Annotated in this window: 20 protein-coding genes and 2 CRISPR repeat arrays; of the genes, 18 read left to right on the top strand and 2 right to left on the bottom strand. The window is 47.5% G+C overall.

Annotated features, from left to right (window positions below; translation table 11 throughout):
* Positions 1-34: 34 nt before the first annotated feature.
* Positions 35-413: a CRISPR direct-repeat array (repeat unit 33 nt; unit sequence GTCGCACTCTGTATGGAGTGCGTGGATTGAAAT).
* A 235-nt stretch (positions 414-648) separates the two neighbouring features.
* The 5 genes from ACWXW9_RS17795 (at position 649) to ACWXW9_RS17815 (ending at position 7588) form a co-directional block, all read left to right on the top strand.
* The gene (locus tag ACWXW9_RS17795; RefSeq protein WP_494930478.1) at positions 649-3198 is read left to right on the top strand and encodes a LamG-like jellyroll fold domain-containing protein; all 2550 of its coding nucleotides are present in this window, start codon (positions 649-651) and stop codon (positions 3196-3198) included.
* 381 nt (positions 3199-3579) lie between these two features.
* A CRISPR array of direct repeats spans positions 3580-4490; the repeat unit is 33 nt; unit sequence GTCGCACTCTGTATGGAGTGCGTGGATTGAAAT.
* Positions 4491-4880: 390 nt separating this feature from the next.
* Entirely contained in the window at positions 4881-6278 is a 1398-nt protein-coding gene (locus ACWXW9_RS17800; protein ID WP_494930479.1) for a helix-turn-helix domain-containing protein, read from the top strand.
* Between the two features lie 410 nt (positions 6279-6688).
* Complete coding sequence (locus tag ACWXW9_RS17805) at positions 6689-6850, top strand: aspartyl-phosphate phosphatase Spo0E family protein (protein ID WP_189338259.1); 162 nt, start codon at positions 6689-6691, stop codon at positions 6848-6850.
* Positions 6851-6893: 43 nt separating this feature from the next.
* Positions 6894-7088, top strand: a complete 195-nt coding sequence (locus ACWXW9_RS17810) for an XRE family transcriptional regulator (RefSeq protein ID WP_494930480.1) — start codon at positions 6894-6896, stop codon at positions 7086-7088.
* A gap of 125 nt (positions 7089-7213) precedes the next feature.
* Positions 7214-7588, top strand: a complete 375-nt coding sequence (locus ACWXW9_RS17815; RefSeq protein WP_494930481.1) for a DnaJ family domain-containing protein — start codon at positions 7214-7216, stop codon at positions 7586-7588.
* Between the two features lie 59 nt (positions 7589-7647).
* Here ACWXW9_RS17815 and gluQRS read toward each other — a convergent pair whose 3' ends face one another.
* Positions 7648-8643 carry a tRNA glutamyl-Q(34) synthetase GluQRS gene (gene gluQRS / locus ACWXW9_RS17820; protein ID WP_494930482.1) on the bottom strand — a complete coding sequence of 332 codons (996 nt, stop codon included), beginning with the start codon at positions 8641-8643 and terminating at the stop codon, positions 7648-7650.
* A 341-nt stretch (positions 8644-8984) separates the two neighbouring features.
* On the opposite strand from gluQRS, the gene hrpB reads away from it, so the two are divergent.
* The 6 genes from hrpB (at position 8985) to ACWXW9_RS17850 (ending at position 16050) form a co-directional block, all read left to right on the top strand.
* Positions 8985-11513, top strand: a complete 2529-nt coding sequence (hrpB, locus tag ACWXW9_RS17825; RefSeq protein ID WP_494930483.1) for an ATP-dependent helicase HrpB — start codon at positions 8985-8987, stop codon at positions 11511-11513.
* 152 nt (positions 11514-11665) lie between these two features.
* Positions 11666-12250: a general stress protein gene (locus ACWXW9_RS17830; RefSeq protein WP_494930484.1), complete on the top strand. Its 585-nt coding sequence runs from the start codon at positions 11666-11668 to the stop codon at positions 12248-12250.
* A gap of 189 nt (positions 12251-12439) precedes the next feature.
* A complete protein-coding gene (locus ACWXW9_RS17835; RefSeq protein ID WP_494930485.1) occupies positions 12440-13612 on the top strand; it encodes an acyltransferase in 1173 nt (390 codons plus the stop codon).
* Between the two features lie 167 nt (positions 13613-13779).
* Positions 13780-14418, top strand: a complete 639-nt coding sequence (locus ACWXW9_RS17840; protein ID WP_494930486.1) for a CatB-related O-acetyltransferase — start codon at positions 13780-13782, stop codon at positions 14416-14418.
* A 245-nt stretch (positions 14419-14663) separates the two neighbouring features.
* Positions 14664-15026 carry a replication termination protein gene (locus ACWXW9_RS17845; protein WP_014281229.1) on the top strand — a complete coding sequence of 121 codons (363 nt, stop codon included), beginning with the start codon at positions 14664-14666 and terminating at the stop codon, positions 15024-15026.
* 19 nt (positions 15027-15045) lie between these two features.
* A complete protein-coding gene (locus ACWXW9_RS17850) occupies positions 15046-16050 on the top strand; it encodes a Gfo/Idh/MocA family protein (protein WP_494930608.1) in 1005 nt (334 codons plus the stop codon).
* Positions 16051-16165: 115 nt separating this feature from the next.
* On the opposite strand, the gene ACWXW9_RS17855 is transcribed toward ACWXW9_RS17850, so the two are convergent.
* Positions 16166-16384: a hypothetical protein gene (locus ACWXW9_RS17855; RefSeq protein ID WP_494930487.1), complete on the bottom strand. Its 219-nt coding sequence runs from the start codon at positions 16382-16384 to the stop codon at positions 16166-16168.
* A gap of 154 nt (positions 16385-16538) precedes the next feature.
* On the opposite strand from ACWXW9_RS17855, the gene ACWXW9_RS17860 reads away from it, so the two are divergent.
* From ACWXW9_RS17860 to ACWXW9_RS17890, 7 genes are all read left to right on the top strand, one after another.
* Positions 16539-16916 (top strand): DivIVA domain-containing protein, encoded by a 378-nt coding sequence (locus ACWXW9_RS17860; protein WP_431089265.1) that lies wholly within the window; start codon positions 16539-16541, stop codon positions 16914-16916.
* A gap of 100 nt (positions 16917-17016) precedes the next feature.
* The gene (locus ACWXW9_RS17865; RefSeq protein ID WP_192510471.1) at positions 17017-17451 is read left to right on the top strand and encodes an Rrf2 family transcriptional regulator; all 435 of its coding nucleotides are present in this window, start codon (positions 17017-17019) and stop codon (positions 17449-17451) included.
* 23 nt (positions 17452-17474) lie between these two features.
* Positions 17475-17978, top strand: a complete 504-nt coding sequence (locus tag ACWXW9_RS17870; protein ID WP_483871529.1) for a metallophosphoesterase family protein — start codon at positions 17475-17477, stop codon at positions 17976-17978.
* A gap of 29 nt (positions 17979-18007) precedes the next feature.
* Positions 18008-18334, top strand: a complete 327-nt coding sequence (locus ACWXW9_RS17875; protein ID WP_494930488.1) for a (2Fe-2S) ferredoxin domain-containing protein — start codon at positions 18008-18010, stop codon at positions 18332-18334.
* A 132-nt stretch (positions 18335-18466) separates the two neighbouring features.
* Complete coding sequence (locus ACWXW9_RS17880) at positions 18467-18748, top strand: YczO family protein (protein WP_494930489.1); 282 nt, start codon at positions 18467-18469, stop codon at positions 18746-18748.
* 105 nt (positions 18749-18853) lie between these two features.
* On the top strand, positions 18854-19456 hold the full coding sequence (locus tag ACWXW9_RS17885) for a nitroreductase family protein (RefSeq protein ID WP_134909962.1): 603 nt from the start codon (positions 18854-18856) through the stop codon (positions 19454-19456).
* Positions 19457-19719: 263 nt separating this feature from the next.
* On the top strand, positions 19720-20643 hold the full coding sequence (locus tag ACWXW9_RS17890; protein WP_494930490.1) for an NAD(P)/FAD-dependent oxidoreductase: 924 nt from the start codon (positions 19720-19722) through the stop codon (positions 20641-20643).

The following is a 20643-nucleotide window of genomic DNA, read 5'->3' on the forward strand; positions in this document are numbered from 1 at the left end:
AGATGATCGCAGAAGTTTTAAATATAAACACTGAGTCGCACTCTGTATGGAGTGCGTGGATTGAAATCACCCAGCCCGTGTGCAGCCGGGTACGGTGCCCGTAGTCGCACTCTGTATGGAGTGCGTGGATTGAAATTATGTCTTTGTCGTCAATCTCGACTGCTCCCTCTCGAGTCGCACTCTGTATGGAGTGCGTGGATTGAAATTGGTAAATAAAATACCCTCGTTGTACCACAGGATCATGTCGCACTCTGTATGGAGTGCGTGGATTGAAATCCTGTTGGTCCGAGTGCTCCCGGGTCCTTAGCTCCGTCGCACTCTGTATGGAGTGCGTGGATTGAAATCGGCACCACAGACACCGCAGCCGAAAGAGGAAACAAGTCGCACTCTGTATGGAGTGCGTGGATTGAAATCAAAATATGGTATTATCATTGCTTTAAGAATTTAGTGTCGCACTCTATATGGAGTGCGACCTTTCTATCACATACGGCGTCCATTTTAAACAAACTAGAAAACAACGTAAATCCTCTTATCTACTCAAAATATATTTTACAAATACCTTTATGATTCTTAAAAACATAAAGGTATTTACTGATCAATGTAGAATATATATCGCTGTACTCCAATTCCAGAGAGGGGCAGATGAGGATGAAAAGGCGGGTTGCAGCAAATGGAATCAAGAGAGGTTTTTTAATAACGTTAGCATTATTGCTAATGATTGCAGGGTCTTCATTGGGAATGAGTGATGCTTCCGCTGCACTATCTGAGCAGAAGGATGAGCAGGATGCGCCCGCTTTTTCCGAGGTATCCGTTCATGATCCCTCCATCGTCAAAGACGGCGATACTTATTATGTGTTTGGTTCACATATTTCGGCGGCGAAGAGCAAGGATCTTAAAAACTGGACTTCTTTTGCAAACGGTTACACAACTCCGGGAAACACGCTTTTTGGGGATTTATCGAAGAATCTCGCAGGTTCCTTTGCTTGGGCAGGGGAAAATGATTCGGACAGCAAGGGAGGATTCTCGGTCTGGGCGCCGGATGTATTTTGGAATGAGCATTATGTCAATGACGATGGGACAAAAGGGGCCTATATGATTTATTATAGTGCGTCTTCTACCTACATTCGTTCCGCGATCGGTGTTGCTGTTGCACCCCAAATCGAAGGTCCTTATCAATATGTGGATACGATTGTGTATTCCGGCTTTACGAAAGAGACTGCCTACGACAAGGACAGCAGAGTGGATAAAAAATGGACCAACACGCCGATCCAACAGTTGGTTGATCAAGGCAAACTGCAAGGTCCAAGAGCGGGATGGTTCAACGCAGATGGTTCTTACGCAAATAAAATGTTTCCGAATGCGATTGATCCAGCTATCTTTTATGATACAGAAGGGCGTTTATGGATGACATATGGATCATGGTCTGGGGGGATTTTTTTACTAGAGCTGGATAAAGCAACAGGAAAGCCTATCTATCCAGGTCGAGACGGAACGACGAAAGATGGTCGGCTGATTGATCGTTATTTTGGCACCAAAATTGCTGGCGGATATGGGGAATCAGGAGAGGGCCCTTACATTGAATACAATAAAGAGACAGGCTACTACTATTTATTTGTAACCTATGGCGGACTTGCCTCGGACGGTGGATATAACATGAGGTTATTCCGTTCCAAAAATCCGGCAGGACCTTATAAGGATGCCAAGGGGCAGAACGCCGTATTACCTGCTAACACCAAGAATGCCGCTTTTGGCAACAAACTGATAGGCAACTTTTTGTTCAACAGTAAAATTGGTGATCCAGGCGAAGGAATTGGCTATGGCTACGTATCCCCTGGCCACAACTCTGCTTATACCGATCCTGATAACGGGCAAATGTTTGTTGTCTTTCATACCCGCTTTCCTCAGCAGGGAGAGAAGCATGAATTGCGCATACACCAGATGTTCATGAACCAGGAAGGCTGGCCTGCAGTAGCTCCTTACCGTTATGGTGGTGAGACTCTTACAGAGCTGGATGAGGATCAAGTCGTTGGAGATTATCAGTATATCAATCATGGCAGTGATACGTCGGCGGCGATCAAGCAAGCGCAGTTTATTCAGCTAAAAGCAGATCATACCGTCACAGGTGATCTACAAGGGACGTGGCGTAAGGTGGGAGACGCGAGTGTTCAACTGACGCTGGAAGGCACCGTATATGACGGAGTTTTCATTAGACAATGGGATGACTATACCAAGCAATATGTAATGACATTTACGGTTGTATCCAAAACAGGGGAAATGGCCTGGGGGAGTCAGTTCGCTCCTTCCACGGATGCAACAGTGGTTGAAAGTGTATATGGCGATTTGGACCTTGGTGATACAAGTCGGTTAGTAGCCAATGTATCCCTTCCAAAGCAAGGAAGTCGGCAAACCTCGATTACTTGGAAAAGTTCAGACCCGAGCGTCATTTCTGCGACAGGTGAGGTTAAACGTCCTGAAATCGGAGAAAAGGCTGTATCAGCCACTCTGACCGCCACGATTTCCAAAGGGGAGAGCAGTAAGAACAAAACCTTTCAAATCACAGTATCTCCTTATGAGATGGCAACGCTGACCGCACAATATAAATTTGAAAATAATCTTGAGGACAGTGAAGCTGCTTTTGCGAATGGTGAGGTCATCGGTGACCGGATTGATCGTGAAGGAGGAACTGTCACCTACACGGAGGGTACAAGTGGTCAAGCGGTCCTGTTGGATGGAAAATCTGGAATTAAGCTGCCCCAAGGGATTATATCCAGTTCTGCATATTCCGTGTCCCTGTGGGTTCATCCGAGTGAGCTGACGCTGTATACCCCCACTTTTTTCGGAGCTATGGATAGTAATCACTGGATTAGCTTGCTGCCCAAAGGTCCCGAGGGAGACAACACGATGCTTTGGTCCGGTAGCTCATCTTGGTATAACGGTAGCACCGGTATGAAAATCAAAACTAATGAGTGGACACATCTCGCCTTCACTGTAGACAAAGGGGGGTTATCCGTGTACGTGAACGGCAAACCCCAGTTTGCAGGAAAAGGATTTCCAGACGTATTTACATCCAAAGCAGGAACGTTCAGCTTGGGTGTTAACTGGTGGGACCCTGCCTTTAAAGGCGCTATCGATGAACTTAGTATATTCAAAGGGGCGCTTCCTCCTTCACAGGTAGCAGAATTGGCCAAGGTGAAATGAAGCTAGGCTGAGAGATATGAGAGGTTGAGAAGAAGCATCTCCAGTGAGAGATTACTGTGTATGCTTCTTCTTTTTGTGTAGCAAACTCAGTGCATAGGTTTAAAAAGTATGAAATCACTGCTCTATATAGTGGGTTATCCAATTCACGCTATAAGTACTTGTTGCCAAGCAAAAAGAATTTTTTTAAGCGAGTTTGTTCAAGTGCGAATGTGAAGTTCACATGAATTCCCCAAGTCCTTCGCACCTCAGATTTTGTCGAAATTCTGTCGAATGTGAATGATTTGTGAATGTATCATAAAGGGAACATGCTCTTTTTGATGCCTTATGGTCAAAATTACGCTAAAATGAATTGAAACAGGTTTGTTTTGACCCTTTTTCGCTGTCGCACTCTGTATGGAGTGCGTGGATTGAAATCCGAAGTATCTTGAGCAGCGGATGGACGTTGTGAGTCGCACTCTGTATGGAGTGCGTGGATTGAAATTTAACATTTAGTAGGCCATCCGAATCCCTCCATGCAGTCGCACTCTGTATGGAGTGCGTGGATTGAAATCTTGGTGCCTTTGGAAGATCAGAACAAGGTGTTCGTCGCACTCTGTATGGAGTGCGTGGATTGAAATTCCTGTAGTTTGATCTTGGTTAAGTCCAATTGCAGTCGCACTCTGTATGGAGTGCGTGGATTGAAATTTCCACACTCCCAATCCCAATACTGCTGTGCTTAGTCGCACTCTGTATGGAGTGCGTGGATTGAAATTACCTATATGCCATGCAGGGAACTTCTTGGACACCCTGTCGCACTCTGTATGGAGTGCGTGGATTGAAATCGGTTGATCCAGGGCACAGGACTTTATCTCTTTGCGTCGCACTCTGTATGGAGTGCGTGGATTGAAATTCCAATGAAAGTATTTGTTTGTATGTCTCGTACAGTCGCACTCTGTATGGAGTGCGTGGATTGAAATAGGGAAACAGTGATGATTGGATACGATATAATTGGTCGCACTCTGTATGGAGTGCGTGGATTGAAATGCCTAAGCTCGTTTCTGATCCTGTTCCTGTTCCTGGTCGCACTCTGTATGGAGTGCGTGGATTGAAATCAGAACCAGATACAACGCCACCAGCTTCGCCAAGTCGCACTCTGTATGGAGTGCGTGGATTGAAATAGGTCTATAAAAGTACGGCCTATCCGTCTGACGGTCGCACTCTGTATGGAGTGCGTGGATTGAAATTATTTTGTTCGTGATATGTTTTGTCCTTGCCTTTTCGTCGCACTCTGTATGGAGTGCGTGGATTGAAATATCGTAAAGGCTTGGGTTTCAATCTCATCATGCCGTCGCACTCCATATGAGTGCGTGGATTGAAATCGTCAGGACCGCTGGCATCTTACTTTCCCGGACCATGGTCGCATTCTATATGAGTGCGTGGTTGAAATTTTTAATCAGCAATTCATTGTTCTCCACTTACCCACGTGCGTTCTAATAGCATTCAAAACCCGTGTGAATCTTTTCCTTGGGTCGATCAAACTCCCCTCCTATCGCTTGTGCCACCATGTCCTTTCTGGACAAATTATGCCAAACGTAGTTTTTTCGTATGAGTTGCAAAAAAATGTTGACAGTTGTTAATTTTTGGACAAAAATAGTAATTGATCTTTAAAATTATGGAATTTTTATGCGAAGGGTGGTTATGACTTGAAGCATACACCTACGATTTCGGCGGAGTTTGAGGATTATTTGAAACAAAATGACATGACATTGGGTCAATTTGCGGAATATTCGGGGGTCCATCAAAGAACGCTTAGTAATTGGATCACTCAGCATCGGCCTGTTTCCGTACAGCAGCTTGACCGAATCACTTTGGCTATGGGGTTACCAGTAGGCTACTTCTACGATTTATACATAGAAAATTACATTATAGAACGTTCCCCCAATATGCGCCGAATTGAGCCGTTGTTATATCGTTGTGCGGAGCTGGACAAGTTGGATGCGATCCGAAGAATGGTTGGAGCAATCATGGACAAGTTATTGTACTCTCCCAGACTATTTGATATTGCAGAAGCATTATTTGCACAGGGGCAACATGCTGCCGCACTGCTGCTCTATGAGAGTGTAGCAGAAGGGGAGAAGTACCAGCACTCCGAGCGCTTGGCAGTCTGTCAGTATCGTATATTCACGATCCAAATTGGTGACGACCAAAGCCGCAATCTCAAAGCAGCTACTCTGTTTGAACCTTTTGTTGAACGCCTGGATGAAAAAGACCAGCTTGATGCATTGAAGGATTTGGCTAACGTGTACAGGTCTTTGCGTAATTGGGACAGGTTGGATGAAACAGCGAGAAAAATGAGAGAGAAAGCAAAAATTCAATATACATTGAAGCATCAACAGAAGAAACCAAAAGGGGCGGAACTTGATAAGAGGCTGAGTCGACCTATATTTGTGTACATCACCTATTCTGATCTACTGTGTGCAAGTGTCTGTGAAGCCCAAGGCGATTATCAACAAGCTTTACAATATACATACGCCTACGCTAATTTGGATTGGGTCATGGAGAAGGATGAGAATACTCAACACTGGGTCAACATGTTCAAGCATTGGTCACAAGCTAATGCTATCGTGAATAAGCTTTTATCCGGTGATATAAGTGTGCTATACGATTATGTTGAATATATCAATGCATCATCAAAAACAACTGAAGAAGATAGGGTTACTCAACTGCTGAACATTATGATGACGGCTAACCGATATCAGGTTGATGTGAATGACATACTCCAGCATTTTGAAACAGAGATTGAGTCTATTATTCATCAACAACCATCAGCTAATATGTACACTCATCAAGTAGTACCAGAGCAAACAACACGCTTTAAATATGAACTTGCTAAATACTACTTGAACAGAGGCAATTACCCTTATGGCTTCAAGTACCTGCTAGACGTTTTATCTAAATCATTAGCCAATAACAAAGAATCTTTTTTCATTAGATGTATAAAATTATTTGAGCAGTTCAAACAATTTGCAGACGTTAAGTCTTATGTAAAGTATGAAAGTTTAGTTAGTGAAGGGCAAAAAGAAAGATTATTTTATTATTAATAGTCATCTAACTTTTTCAGTGCTAGATTCCAAAAGCTTCATGTAAATATTCTTAAAGAAGTCTGAATAGACAATGTAAGAAAAATGTTACTTCAAATCGCTTAGCTCGCATTCTTAGCGTGCCGGATCAAGCCCTTAACCACCACCATAGTATTTAGCTTTATGGTCAACATGGAGGCGCTTAAACAGAAGAATAACCAACAAAACTCATTAACCTTACGGCTGGCAGGTGTTCTTGGTTGGAAGTTTATCTCTGAGCAACTTGGATAGAACTGAAAATAAACATAAACCGCCAAAAAGTGCCTCTGGAATGTTCCAGAAGCACTTTTTTTGTTGAGCGTATTTTTAAAAAGTCCAAAAACTGACGTTTTCCATTAGGATATGACACAGAAGGGGGAATCATGCTGATGATGAATCAAGGTGTGACTTTACTTCGTGTCGAGCGGGCGAGAAAAAGACTGTACCAAGTCCAGAAAAAATACGGATTTTTAACGCATCCCAAAGTGATTGAACAATCCAAGAAACTGGATGATCTTTTGAATCAATACCAAACGTGCAAATCAAAATCTTAACGGACTGATAATTAGAGCAAAACTTAACCTGGAGGTAATAAAGTTGAATAAACGCAATGCTGTAACCCCTTTTGGATGGCAGATCAAACAGAAACTGGTCGAGAAACAAATTGACCAGAAAACATTTTGTGAGACATATCATATACCACCTAGCCGATTGTCCAATCTCATTCACGGAACACGTAGGGCCAAGAAACATAGAACACAAGTATCCCAATTGCTTGGAATAGAAGAGTAATCCCTCCCCTCTTTTCCCCATGAATGCAGGACATCTTCTAGAGATTTATGCTACAGTGACGAAAGACCCCATTTTTATGATCCAATATGGTTGTACATATGTTTATACAGGAGTTGAGTTGACCTATGGGAATGTTCTCCAGAATGGCCGAGCAAAAAATTGCCGAAGCGATGGCGAAAGGCGAGTTTGATAATCTGGCAGGAGCAGGCAAGCCGCTGGTTATTGAGGATTTATCACATGTGCCAGAGGAGCTGCGTATGTCGTACAAGCTGCTGAAAAATGCGGGCATTTTACCGGAGGAGCTTCAATTGCAGAAGGAGTGCGTCCAGCTACGCGATTTGCTCCATGCTTGTCGTGAGGCGGGAGAGCAACAGCGCATTAGTCGCAAGCTGACTGAAAAATCGCTTCGTCTTCGTATGCTGCTGGAGGAAAGAGGGCTGAATACTTCGTCTGTATTTTATGAATATGAGCCGACTGTGCGTAAGCGGTTGGAGGAATAGAGGCAGGGGAGCGAAGGCAGATGACCTTGCCCACATCATTAGCTTCCTGATTCACCCCATTAACGTTGCAGTGCAGATAGTTTCTTGAGGAATTGCTTTGTAAGAATAACTGGCTCCTTGGGCAGCTTGTCCAGGCGGAAGCCGTTTATCAAATCAGCCGCCTTCACAGGCTCTGGGGAATCCAGCAGTCCGGAAAAATAGGCGAGCCAGCCAATTACAGTTTCCGATGTTATCCCCTGTCGACGCATTGCCCGGAGTGCCACTCCGCCGTGCCGTTTGGCCAACCGCCTTCCGTCTGGTCCCAAGACGAGAGGAACGTGTGCGAAACGTGGCGGCTGCAAGCCCAGAGCTTTGTATAGCAATAGCTGGCGGGGAGTGGAATCCAGAAGATCATATCCTCGCAGCACGTCGGTAATGTGCATATCAGCATCATCAACAATGACGGCAAGCTGATAAGAAAACATCCCATCTGCCCGTTTGACGATAAAATCGCCTCCCTCCGCAGCGCCGAAGGCAACATGGCCTGCTACCTGATCATGAAACGTAATAACGCTGTCAGGGTCTTGCGGCACTTTGAAGCGAAGTGAAGGCGTTTTGTGCTGTGCCTTGGATACGGCTTCTTGACGGCTAAGGTTGCGGCACACCCCCGAATAAGCTGGTCCTTCACCAGACAGTCCGTGTGGAGCACGGGCAGCGGCCAAAATGTCTGCCCGGCTGCAAAAACAGGGATACAGCAAATCCTGCCCATGTAGTTTGTCCAGCGCGGATTGGTAGCGTTCCAACCGTTGACTTTGGGTGTAGGGGCCGTAGGGACCACCCACATCTGGACCTTCATCCCATTCCAGTCCGATCCAGCGCAAATCTTCCATAATTCCTTGAGCCAACTGGTCGCGAGCCCGGGTCATATCAATGTCCTCCATACGCAAAACATAGGTTCCGCCCATGGAACGAACATGAAGCCATGATAATAATGCGGTGCGGGCGTTTCCTAGGTGTATCCATCCCGATGGTGTTGGGGCAAACCGCCCTCTGATGGGTTTGGCCTGTAGTTCCATACGAAAGTTACCTCGTTTCTATATCCCTTTTTCTGCGAAACCATATTATTCATATTATAAAACGATAATGTCGCGAGTGCATCCCGGCATGTACAGAAGCGGACACGGATTCATTTGCCCTACCAGTGGCGGTCGGACGGAAAAGTAAAATATCTGTATAATAGATTCAGAATAAAGCACTGTAGGTCAGGAACAAGCCACAATTAGGCAAACTTAACGTTCGCCATTCAAGCTATAATAATTACAGGTAGTGAAAAATTCACAATAATAAAGCAAATTCGTTACTCAGATAGAAACAACACTTAGATTCTACGCATCCGCGTATCATTGGAGAGATTTCATTGACAGATAGACAACTGCCTATTATTCAAATTATACCCGAGCTTAAAAATGCGTTTCAATCCCATCCGGCTGCCGTATTGATTGCACAGCCGGGCGCGGGCAAGACGACGGTTACGCCGCTGGAACTGCTGCACGAGCCGTGGCTGGCGGGGCAAAAAATATTGATGCTGGAGCCAAGGCGCTTGGCGGCACGTGCAGCAGCGGCGCAAATGGCGAAAGCGCTGGGAGAACAAACCGGGCAGACGGTGGGCTACCGGGTTCGCATGGATACAAAAGTAGGGCCGAATACGCGGATTGAAGTGGTTACGGAGGGCGTGCTGATCCGGATGCTGCAAAATGATCAGGCGTTGGAGGGGATCGGCCTGATCATTTTTGATGAGTTTCATGAACGTAGCCTGCATGCAGATTTGGGCTTGGCGCTTGCGCTGCAAAGTCAGGCACTGTTGCGGCCTGATTTAAAAATATTGATCATGTCCGCGACACTGGAGGCTGAGCCTGTATGCCGTCTATTGGGGGACGCTCCATTGCTGGAATGTCCCGGCACGGTATTTCCGGTAGAGACGTTTCATTTGTCCAAGCCTTCATCGACCCCATTAGAGTCCTTTACGGCAGAGACGGTAGACAAGGCCCTTCATGCTCATGAAGGCGATCTGCTGGTATTTCTCCCAGGGGCCAGAGAAATTCATAGAACAGAACGTGAGCTGGCGTCAAGGAATTTGCCTGCACACGTCAAGGTTATTCCGCTGTACGGCAGTATGAAGCTGGAGCAGCAGGATGAGGCGATACGACCGTCGGCTTTGGGTAGCCGTAAGGTCGTATTGGCAACCTCTATTGCCGAGTCCAGCTTGACGATAGCCGGGATTACGGTAGTGATAGATAGCGGCTTGTCGCGGGAATCCGTATTTTCCGCGCGAACCGGCATGAGCCGTTTGACCACCGTTAAGGTGTCCAAGGCTTCCGCCGATCAGCGGCGCGGTCGGGCGGGCCGCCTTCAGCCGGGCGTGTGCTATCGGCTGTGGAGCGCGCAGGAACATGCCGCGCTCCCCGATGCCAGCCGCCCGGAAATCGCGGCGGCAGATCTGGCCACGCTCGCGCTGGAGCTGGCCGCCTGGGGCGTCCGTGAGCCAGCCGAGCTGGGCTGGCTGGATGCCCCGCCTGAGGCGGCGTACCGCCAGGCGACAGGCCTGCTGCGCCAGCTCGGCTGCCTGGATGCCGCAGCCGATGGCACGGCAGGCGGCATCACCGCGCACGGGTGCGAGGTGTCCGCCCTGGGCGCGCACCCGCGCCTCGGGCACATGCTGCTTCGCGCGGCCGCTCTCGGCCTGGCGCCGACCGCCAGCCGCCTCGCTGCGCTGCTGCAAGAGCGGGACCCGTTCCGCGCCCATGGCGGAACGGATTTGCGCCCGCGGCTGGACGCCCTGCGCGAGGCGGCTCACGCCCGCAGCACGCACAGTCTGCTGCGGGCGGCAGACGATACGGTAATTCGCCGTATCGTGCAGGAGAGTCGGCAGCTACTTGCTACGCTGCCGAAAGCAGCCGCAGGGCAGGACGAGCCTGACGGCTCCGGGGCCTGCGGGCTGCTGCTGGCCTTTGCGTATCCGGACCGGATCGCGCAGGGCCGGGGAGATGGCCGCTTTCTGCTTAGCGGCGGCCGGGGTGCGCGACTCCGACAAGTGGAGTGGATGTCGCGTTCGTCCTATCTCGTCGCCGCCGAAGTGGACGACGAGGGAGCGGACGGTGCCATTCAGCTGGCGGCACCGATTGAACTGCAAGAGCTGATCGAGCATTGCAGCGAATTGCTGCTGGAGAAAGCGAACGTATACTGGGACAGCTCAACGTCAGCAGTAAGAGCCCGTAAGGTATTACAATTGGGCTCGCTCGTTTTAAAGGAAACGTCCTATGAGCATCCTCCGACAGAGGAAATCGCTGCCGCCTTGATGCAGGGTGTCCGTGAACGCGGTCTAAAGCTGCTGTCCTGGAATCGGCAAACCCTCCAGTTGCAGGCGCGTTTGATTTTTATGCACTTCTCGGCACCCGAGGATTGGCCAGACAGCACCGAGCCAGCGTTGCTGGATTCACTGGACTCGTGGCTGCTGCCTTTTGTCCTTGGAGCCAAAAATGTATCCGATCTGCAACGGCTGGACGGTGCTGCATTGCTGCTGGGCAGACTGAATTGGGAACAACGACAGCAGCTTGAGCAGGAAGCGCCGACGCATATCCGTGTGCCCAGCGGTTCCCGTATTCCTGTCGATTATACGAATCCCGAGGCGCCTGCGCTGGCGGTGCGGTTACAAGAGTTGTTTGGTATGCGTGATACGCCGCGTATTGGACGCGGACGCGTGCCAATCGTGCTGCATCTGCTGTCACCTGCGCAGCGACCTGTGCAAGTGACCTCCGACTTGTCCAGCTTCTGGAGCGAGGCTTATTTTGAGGTCAAAAAGGATCTAAAGGGCAGATATCCCAAGCATTATTGGCCGGATGATCCACTGGAAGCTGTGGCGACCAACAGAACGAAGCCCAAGCGTTGAACAGCAGCTTTTTTATGTGAATTTTTGGTTTGAAATGAAGCTCTGTTTTCGTTCATCGGCTTTTTGAATTTTCGTAAAATCGTTTAAACGTCAGAACAGCGGGGTAATGAAGGACGAACCACTCAACACCAAAATATTGGGAGGTAACTACCATGGCTAATAACTTAAACGATTATAACGAAAAGAAAATTGTCGGTGTTTTTGATACAGAGCAAGAAGCATCTCGTGCGATTGGACAATTGCAAAGCAGAGGTATTCCAAGCAGTGAAATTTCTGTCATCACACGTGACCGTGACGAGCTGAGGACGATTAGTGAAGAGACAGGCACCAAAGCACCGGAGGGTGTGGCGACAGGCGCGGCTACAGGCGGTGTTGTAGGCGGGGTCGCTGGTTTGCTGGCAGGCATAGGGGCCTTGGCTATTCCGGGCATCGGACCTATTCTTGCTGCTGGACCTATCGCGGCTACCCTTACCGGAGCGGCTGTCGGAGCGGGAGCAGGTGGCTTGGTCGGTGGACTGGTCGGGCTGGGCATTCCGGAAGATGATGCGCGTCAATACGAGACCTACGTCGATCAGGGCAAGATTTTAGTGCTGGTGGATTCTGCTGATCATCACAGGGATGTGTATGATATTTTCCGCACCAACCGTTCTCTGAATGCGGATCGTTACAGAACGTATGATGATACGGTAGCGGATACCCGGACAGATGCGTACACAGATACCAGAAGAAACCTGTAACTTTATAGCTTACGCTTACAGCAGCAGTCTCCCCGAAAGGGAAGGCTGCTGCTTTTCCATATGTATGCTCGTTGATAAACCGGAGATAAGTGAAGCTTGCTTGCATTGGCACGTTTATCCTTCTATGTATTTTTACAGAATTGTCGTTATAATAGACATATATATTGCTAGATGTAACAGGAGAGTGACATGAGTCAAAAAGAGAGAATTTCCGAAGTCGCTTTGCTAAGAGGGCTGGCTTTTGCCGCCGTTGTTCTTCAGCATTCCGTTGCACATTTTGCGGTTGCGCAGGGGGCGCGCATCCAGGACGGAGTTTTGATGACACTTTTACTGCTGTGTTCCAAATTTGCAGTTCCCGTGTTTGTGTTTATCACCGGGATGGTGTTATTTTACAATTATGATGGAGCTTTAAAGTACGGAACGTTTTTACGTAAAAGGTTCATGGACATCATCGTGCCTTATATCATATGGTCTCTTTTATACGAATTGGGAAATCAGCTTGTCCAAAGCGGAGGGCAGCTTCACCCGCTAGATTTTTTCCAGAAACTATTGAACGGGAAAAGCAGCTATCATCTGTGGTATATCGTTATGATTATCCAGTGTTATGTGCTATTTCCAGTGTTTCGTTATGCTGTCCGCCGTTTGTCAGCGTTATTGCCGTCAGCATGGCGACCCGCTGCATTGGCTGGAGTCGGCGTGCTGTACATCATGCTCATGTTCGCGGTTGGACCGATATACCGAGTCATGGATATGCTCCAGCTCCCGGCGATCACTTCGTGGTTCACAATTTACGCTGATCGGAATGTGATTTATTTTTTCTTTTATTTTGTGTTAGGGGCGGCAGCCGGGATGAACGTCAAGCGCTGGAATGCTTGGGTAACCAAGGCGCAGATCGTATATTGGCCGCTGTTTATTGTGATTACAGGCTACTTGCTGTATGAGATGATCGGTCTGTTTCAGACGCAGAGAGGCACGGTTTTTTCCTTTAACTATTTGTCTCTGCTGCGTCCGGTCATGGCTGTATATTGTGTCACGTCTATTTTTGTGGCTTATCGTGTAGCGACGTGGATTGCTCATAAGGGCGGACGTGCGGCGGGGGTGCTGACTGCCATCGGAACCTTGTCCTATGGAGCGTATCTGATGCACGCCTTTATGCTGCGTGTGACGTACTATTTTGACGAGACGTTGTTTGCAGACTGGAGCCACGTTCTTCGTACGCTGGCTTCGTTCGTTCTCTGTATGGCCTTTTCCATTGCCGGCACATGGCTACTGGCACGTTTGCCTCTGGGAAAATGGATAGTCGGGCTTCGAGTTCGTCCCCGCCCGGCCGGAGGCCCGCCAGCCTTGCATAAGCAAGCCTGATTTGGTAATACCAATCACATATTTTCACAAAAGGTATCCCGAAGCCCATGTAACAAGGCCGAGGGATACTTTTATTTTCTCCATTTGTTTAATGGTATGCATACTGTTAGACTTGGACGTGCCTTTTCATTTAAGGTGAATCTATAACATTATAGGGGTGTTGCTACATGAGTGGTCCAGATCCAGGAAGCGTTTTCCCGATGAAAAATATTAGAAGTCTTTGTTTTTTGAAAAATGTAGTGGTTAATCCACATATCGAAATTGGGGATTATACCTATTATGACGACCAACATAATCCTCTGGATTTTGAAAAAAACGTCCTTTACCATTTTGATTTTATAGGAGACAAATTAAAGATCGGTAAGTTTTGCGCAATTGCAACCCAGGCCAAATTTATTATGAATGGCGCAAATCACAATACAAATGCGTTTACTACTTTTCCTTTTGGGGCGTTTGGTGGAGAGTGGGCAGTTGGTTTACCCAATTTAAGTGGAGGTTTCAAAGGGGATACCGTGGTTGGGAACGATGTTTGGATAGGCTACAATGCTACCATTATGCCTGGAGTACATATAGGAGATGGAGCGATCATTGCGTCCAATGCCGTGGTGACTAAAGATGTCTTGCCTTATTCTATTGTAGGGGGAAATCCGGCCCAATTAATTCGTTATCGGTTTGACGAGGAAACTATTGAACTACTCAAAACACTAGAATGGTGGAACTGGGATATCCAAAAAATAACAGAATGTATTCCTGTTTTGACAAGTAATGATGCGGCGGCCTTAAAGAAATTAAGTAAGTCTTCGTAATCTGTAACTCTATTTTTTTAGTCTTTATTATATTATTTCAGTATATGAAAAATTCATAATAGTAAAAAAATACAGACCACCACTTCGCCGTCTATCTCGCAACACTTCATTTTATATCTCCCGCTAACTTCAAACAGGTCACAAGGGAGAGATTGAAAATTCCCCCTATCATTAGTGTATGGGCGCTGAGTGGTTTATAATGGAAGGTAAGATATAAGACTATGGTGTGGAGAGGAGGCCGTGAAATGGCGTTTATGATATCCCAGCGGGCTTTTATCAAAATTTATCTGATCACAATGGTGGAGAAGCATCGCGGTTATGGATATCAGATGCTTGAATCGATGAAGGATGAGTTTAGTGGTTTTGGATATGTTCCGCCTCAGAGTGAGGTCTATCGGGCGCTGCACGAGCTGGTGCAGGAGGGCGTTTTTTACCGTACCAAACGGTTAAAAGGAACAGATCCCCGCGTGGATTTTCAGGAAATTGTACTCTATCATTTTACAGATGATGGGGAGGAGAAAGCGCGACTGTACAAGAAGCAGGTCAAAACCGATTTGGACCGTTGCTTAGGAATGCTGCACAAAGCGGAGCAAGATAACTATTCCTGACCACGAAAGGATGAGAATGATGGGTAGAAAGCTGAAATGGGGAATTTTAGGCACTGCCGAGATTGCCAAAATTGCTGTAATTCCGGCGATTCAGCAATCCGAGCGCGGAGAAGTGCTTGGAATTGCTAGTCGCAATGCGGATAAAGCCGCTAAGGCCGCCCAGGAGTTCGATATTCCGAAAAGCTATGGAAGCTACGAGGAATTGCTGGCTGATCCCGAAATCGGGGCGGTGTACATCCCGTTGCCGAACCATCTGCATGAAGAGTGGACGATCCGGGCCGCGGAAGCGGGGAAGCACGTTTTGTGCGAAAAACCATCCTCTCTTAGCTCAGCCGGGACAAGCCGCATGATTGAAGCATGCAAAAGCGCAGGGGTCATCTTCGCAGAAGCCTTCATGTATCGCTATCATCCAAAACATCGGCGTATTAAGGAAATTATCAATAGCGGAGAAATCGGTGACATTCGCGGCATGCATTGCACATTCACGTTCAACAATGCCGATCAGGCAGATAATGTGCGCTTCAATAAAAGCATGGGCGGCGGCTCCTTATACGATGTGGGCGTATACCCGATTTCGGCAGCCCGCATGTATTTGGATCGGGAGCCTGAGGCCGTGACGGTACATGCCTTGTATTCCCCAGAGCATGACAACGTTGATATGATGGCATCCGGCTTGCTGGAGTTTCCGGGCGGGGTGAACCTTACCTTCGATTGCGGCATGTGGGCAGCGAACCGTTCCAATATGGAGGTACTGGGGAGTAAAGGCACGATTGCGATGCCCAAAATGTTTGGCTGGGAAAGATCGTCTGTCGTACCGCAAATTTTCGTTCATGTCGGTTCGGTTACACGGGAAGAACGACTTAAAGGCTTCAATTCCTATGAGCTGCAAGCGGATGCTTTTGCCAAAGCGGTGCTTGATGGTGCTCCGTTGCCGTATGAACCCGAAGATGCGGTAAGCAATATGAAGGTGATCGACGCTTGTATCGAGTCAGCACGCAGCCGGAAACGGGTAGAAATCGGATAAACCGGATAAGCGTGTTCTCGGAAAGCATAAAAATAGCAGCCTGTCATAGGGACAAGCTGCTTTTTTAGATGAAATGAATACATAGACATACAGAGAAGCGTGAAGTCTTCAACGATTACATATTTTCATCGTAATCAGCAACATCGCGTTTGGTGGCTGTGGCAGGCGAGTTGGACGTACCGTATTCTTCCACCGCGTCCCACGCGCCCGCATCGTCAAACCGTCCTGCATTCCGCTGGCGAACCTCACCAGCACTCTTGGGCGGGGAAGTCATGACCTGCTCCAGCAACATATGCTTCAGCTCAGCAAGCTGTGAATCGCTCAAATGGCTCATGATCATATCTCCCCTTCGTGGTCTGAATGAATCTGTACATACTGTGCGTATGCTCTTTTATACCCGTTCATCGGGGGAGGCAATCAGCAGAGACTTTTATTCCCAGCCTAGAATGTGATATAAAAAGAATAGTGTGTTAAGGAGGGAATAACCGATGGATGAACATATGAAGCGTCGTCTGGATAAGCAAAAGCAGTTGTTTAAGCAACTGGGGATTCAACTGGACGCGCTCTCCATTCATGAAAAACAGTTTAAAAATAAAATGCGCGGCTATGATCCGGACGAGGTGGATGCCTTTCTGGATGAAGTGATAAAGGATTATGAACGCTTCTATGCGAACATAGCCGACCTGATGGACAAGTGGCAGGAGCAGCAGGCAACCATACGTGATTTGAAAAACGCACCCAAGCCTGCCGCCGATTTTAACGCACTTGACCGACGCCAACTGGAGGACATCGTCAAGCAACTGGAATATAGCGTCCGCCAGCTAAAGGTGCGAGTACGCCCTGAAAATGACTATTTTCCGGAGTAAGGCGCAGTAAGCGCTGTGTCAGTGCCTCTCATTGTGGTATGATGGGACTATGCATGTGTACACAAACATTTAATGAGGCACACATATAAAGGTGGTTAACATGAGTACCCATTTTTCCGTTAGTATCCATTGTCTGCTTTTTCTGGCTGAAGGAGCGCCGGAGCGGATGACTTCGACACTTGTCGCTTCCAGTATCAATACGAATCCGGTGGTTGTGAGAAGAATCATGAGCAGACTCAAGCAAGCTGGTCTGGTTGATTCCTCACCAGGAGCACGCGGCTTTCGTCTGAGCATGTCCAGTTCCAATATTAATCTTAAAATGATATATGAAGCGACCAAAGACGACGGCCCGCTGTTTGCTATCCATAGTGACAGCAATCATAATTGCGAGGTAGGCAAGAACATCGACGCTTTGCTGGACGGATTATATACCTTGGCGGAGCAGAAAATACAGGCGTTTTTCGAGACAGTAACGCTGCGGGATCTGGAGCAGGCACTTCAGCAGCGGGTTGGGCAGCAGAGTTCATCCGTGTAAAGACGCCGGTAAGGAGAATTGCAATGAAAATCATCGTACTTTCAGATACTCATATGCCGCACCGAGGCAAAGCGCTTCCTGGTCGGCTTGTACAGGAGCTCAAAGGCAGCGATCTCATTCTCCATGCCGGAGACTGGACGGATTGGTTCGTATATGAAAGGCTATCCGAATTTGCACCTGTGCAAGGGATTGCCGGAAACAATGATGGAGTAGACATCGTAGAGCGTCTGGGCTATCAAAGAATCGTTGAAGTCGAGGGCAAACGGATCGGTATGGTTCACGGTCACGGCTGGCGCGGCTCGACAGAGAATATCGCACTGAATACGTTTAAGGGAGAAACACTGGATTGCCTGATTTACGGACATTCGCATATTCCGGTTGTCAAAAAGTTGGACGGCCTGCTTGTCCTCAATCCCGGATCTCCGACAGACAAGCGCGGCGAGGACGAATATTCATTTATCGTGCTGACGATTGAAGCCGGGCAGATGGAAGCACAGCTTGTTCTTTATCCAGATAAGCATGAATAAACCAACAACCGTTGATAAAAGGGGAAGCTATGGCTATTTTTGAATTGGAACCGATGAAGCATCATGTGTTGATCTGTAATGGAGGCACGTGTATGCGGCATGAAGGTGAAGAAGTTACACAAGCAATTCGCGATGAAATCCGTGAACAAAACGCAGAAGCTTATATTCATACGACCAGAACCCGTTGTAATGGCCGTTGTCACGATGCTGCGGTTGTTATCGTATACCCTCAAGGGGACTGGTATGGTCTGATGACGCCTGCTGCGGGTACAGAACTGGTGCAGAAGCTTGTTGCAGGAGAGAAGCTGAAACCACATCTTTTTCATGAGTGTACAGGGGAATCCAGTTCACAATAATTCAACAACAAACTATAAACAAGAACGTGGGTAGAGAAAATCTTTGCGGAGATTTTCTTTTTTTGCGTTTAATCCCTGACCTGAAAGGTAAAAGTATACTGTGGACACCAATCCGATAGGGAGGGAAGCGAAATGACCTCATTTGACGATGACCTGCACCATCAGGATGAGAAGAAGGGACAAGCGGGGAAAGGACAAACGGCGCATGACGATCAGGAACAACCCGTAAATCGGGATCACGCTGAGCAGTATCCAACGGAGCAGGAGAGCTTGTTCGACCGATTTGAAAGTGAACAGACGGTAGACGCCATTCCCGTAGAGGATTTGAAGATGGAACGTCAGGAGGAAAAAGATAAGGATGTCACTAAGCATACTTCTTCCAGTGAGAAAAAATACAATGCCGGCCCATCATGAATCAAGGAACTGGTAATATTTAAAAAGAAATCTCTTGACTTTAAGACAAATATAATATATATTTAGTTACGAAAAGTAATTAATTTTTCTCAGGAGGTAACAAAAATGGCTAAAGATTTCTTCACAGCTCTCAAAGAAAGACGCTCCTATTACGGTATTAGCAAAGAACAAGTCATTTCCGACCAACGGATTCAAGAGATTGTAGAGGAAGCTGTTAAATATACACCTACCTCTTTCAACTCCCAAACTTCACGTGCAGTTGTATTGCTCGGAGAGCATCACGACAAACTGTGGAATATTACAGAAGATATTTTGCGCGAAGTTGTAGGCAATGAAGAGCAATTTAAATCTACTGCTGAGAAAATGAACGGCTTCCGTAGCGGCTACGGTACTGTATTGTTTTTTGAAGACAACAATGTAGTGGCTGGATTGCAACAACAATTTGAAGCTTATGCGGACAACTTCCCAATCTGGTCTAACCAATCCAACGGCATGCTGCAATTGGTTGTATGGACAGCTTTGGAGCAAGAAGGACTGGGCGCATCCCTTCAGCATTACAATCCTTTGATCGACGAAAAAGTGAAAAATGAATGGAACATTCCTGAGCATTGGAAACTGATTGCTGAATTGCCATTCGGTAAACCGACATTCCAACCAGGTGAAAAAGAATTCCAACCTGTTGAAGAACGCGTAAAAACGTTTAAATAAGCCAGACAATGCAACGACGATTCAGGTTTGCCCTGAACAGAGCACTGTGGATATCCACAGTGCTCTTTGTCATTCCATTTTTAAGGAGTGAGCTTCTGGATATGCTTTTTTCTTTTTTTTGTGAACGGGATGGTTCAGGGGTTAATTCAGGCGTAAGCGGGTGATGCTACGTTTAAATTTGCATGAGAGGGTTACATAGGTGTTATTACTGCTTTACGCGCTTGTTTGGGATGGGTAAGTATGGATGAGGGAGGATAAAACATATGACATTCGATTGCATTATTGTTGGCGGAGGAATCGCCGGGCTGCAAGCAGCTATTCAATTGGGAAGATACAGCAGCCACCGGGTTCTGGTGATAGATTCGGGCTATGGTCGATCCACGTTGTGCCATCAGTATCATAATATTTTGGGCTTTCCTGACGGGATTTCAGGTGAAGAGCTGCGACGGCTTGGACGTAGTGAGGCCACGAAGCTAGGCACTGAATTTGTTCAAGGTAAGGCGGTAAAAGCCACCAAAAAAGATGAGCTTTTTGACATTCAAGTGGAAGAGGGGAAGGTGTATTCCTCAAAGACGCTGCTGCTGGCAACGGGACTGACCGATCGCTTGCCAAAGCTGGACGGGCTTCTGGCCTGCTTGGGCAATAGCGTGTATGTCTGCCCGGACTGTGACGGATACGAGGTTCAGGATCGCAGTACGGTCGTGATGGGGGCGGGAAAAGCCGGAGCTTCTATGGCTCTGATATTATCCGCGCGTACTGACCACCTGGTTTATGTGAACCATGAGCGTTCAGAGGTGCCGGACGAGCTGATGGTGAAGCTGTGCGAGAAAGGAATTGGATACAGGGAAGAATCCATTTCCAGAATCATGACCGCGGAACCGGGACATTTTGAAGGAGTCCGACTGGCTAATGGAGAGGTTGTTGTGGCGGAGCGGGGCTTTGTGGCCTTTGGAGGCAACCATGTCCATTCAGAGCTGGCGAAGCAGTTGGGCATGCATTTGCTGGATAACAAGCATATTGAAACTCACCCCCGCAGCAAAATGACAAATGTAGAAAATGTATGGGTAGCCGGAGATTTGGGGGCCCATGCCGAGCAAGCGACTGTCGCGATGGGAGAAGGAGCGATGTCAGCGATTTGGATACACAAAGTATTATCCGGTATGAAAACAAAAGTACCGCAGCTCTAG

Source organism: Paenibacillus sp. LT-B23 (genome assembly GCF_059417685.1).

What these genes read in the sequence shown, in the direction of transcription:
- ACWXW9_RS17795 (WP_494930478.1), top strand. Translation starts at nt 649, where the DNA reads ATGAAAAGGCGGGTTGCAGCAAATGGAATCAAGAGAGGTTTTTTAATA.
- ACWXW9_RS17805 (WP_189338259.1), top strand. Translation starts at nt 6,689, where the DNA reads ATGAATCAAGGTGTGACTTTACTTCGTGTCGAGCGGGCGAGAAAAAGA.
- ACWXW9_RS17815 (WP_494930481.1), top strand. Translation starts at nt 7,214, where the DNA reads ATGGGAATGTTCTCCAGAATGGCCGAGCAAAAAATTGCCGAAGCGATG.
- gluQRS (WP_494930482.1), bottom strand. Translation starts at nt 8,643, where the DNA reads ATGGAACTACAGGCCAAACCCATCAGAGGGCGGTTTGCCCCAACACCA.
- ACWXW9_RS17830 (WP_494930484.1), top strand. Translation starts at nt 11,666, where the DNA reads ATGGCTAATAACTTAAACGATTATAACGAAAAGAAAATTGTCGGTGTT.
- ACWXW9_RS17835 (WP_494930485.1), top strand. Translation starts at nt 12,440, where the DNA reads ATGAGTCAAAAAGAGAGAATTTCCGAAGTCGCTTTGCTAAGAGGGCTG.
- ACWXW9_RS17840 (WP_494930486.1), top strand. Translation starts at nt 13,780, where the DNA reads ATGAGTGGTCCAGATCCAGGAAGCGTTTTCCCGATGAAAAATATTAGA.
- ACWXW9_RS17845 (WP_014281229.1), top strand. Translation starts at nt 14,664, where the DNA reads ATGGCGTTTATGATATCCCAGCGGGCTTTTATCAAAATTTATCTGATC.
- ACWXW9_RS17850 (WP_494930608.1), top strand. Translation starts at nt 15,046, where the DNA reads ATGGGTAGAAAGCTGAAATGGGGAATTTTAGGCACTGCCGAGATTGCC.
- ACWXW9_RS17855 (WP_494930487.1), bottom strand. Translation starts at nt 16,384, where the DNA reads ATGAGCCATTTGAGCGATTCACAGCTTGCTGAGCTGAAGCATATGTTG.
- ACWXW9_RS17860 (WP_431089265.1), top strand. Translation starts at nt 16,539, where the DNA reads ATGGATGAACATATGAAGCGTCGTCTGGATAAGCAAAAGCAGTTGTTT.
- ACWXW9_RS17865 (WP_192510471.1), top strand. Translation starts at nt 17,017, where the DNA reads ATGAGTACCCATTTTTCCGTTAGTATCCATTGTCTGCTTTTTCTGGCT.
- ACWXW9_RS17870 (WP_483871529.1), top strand. Translation starts at nt 17,475, where the DNA reads ATGAAAATCATCGTACTTTCAGATACTCATATGCCGCACCGAGGCAAA.
- ACWXW9_RS17875 (WP_494930488.1), top strand. Translation starts at nt 18,008, where the DNA reads ATGGCTATTTTTGAATTGGAACCGATGAAGCATCATGTGTTGATCTGT.
- ACWXW9_RS17880 (WP_494930489.1), top strand. Translation starts at nt 18,467, where the DNA reads ATGACCTCATTTGACGATGACCTGCACCATCAGGATGAGAAGAAGGGA.
- ACWXW9_RS17885 (WP_134909962.1), top strand. Translation starts at nt 18,854, where the DNA reads ATGGCTAAAGATTTCTTCACAGCTCTCAAAGAAAGACGCTCCTATTAC.
- ACWXW9_RS17890 (WP_494930490.1), top strand. Translation starts at nt 19,720, where the DNA reads ATGACATTCGATTGCATTATTGTTGGCGGAGGAATCGCCGGGCTGCAA.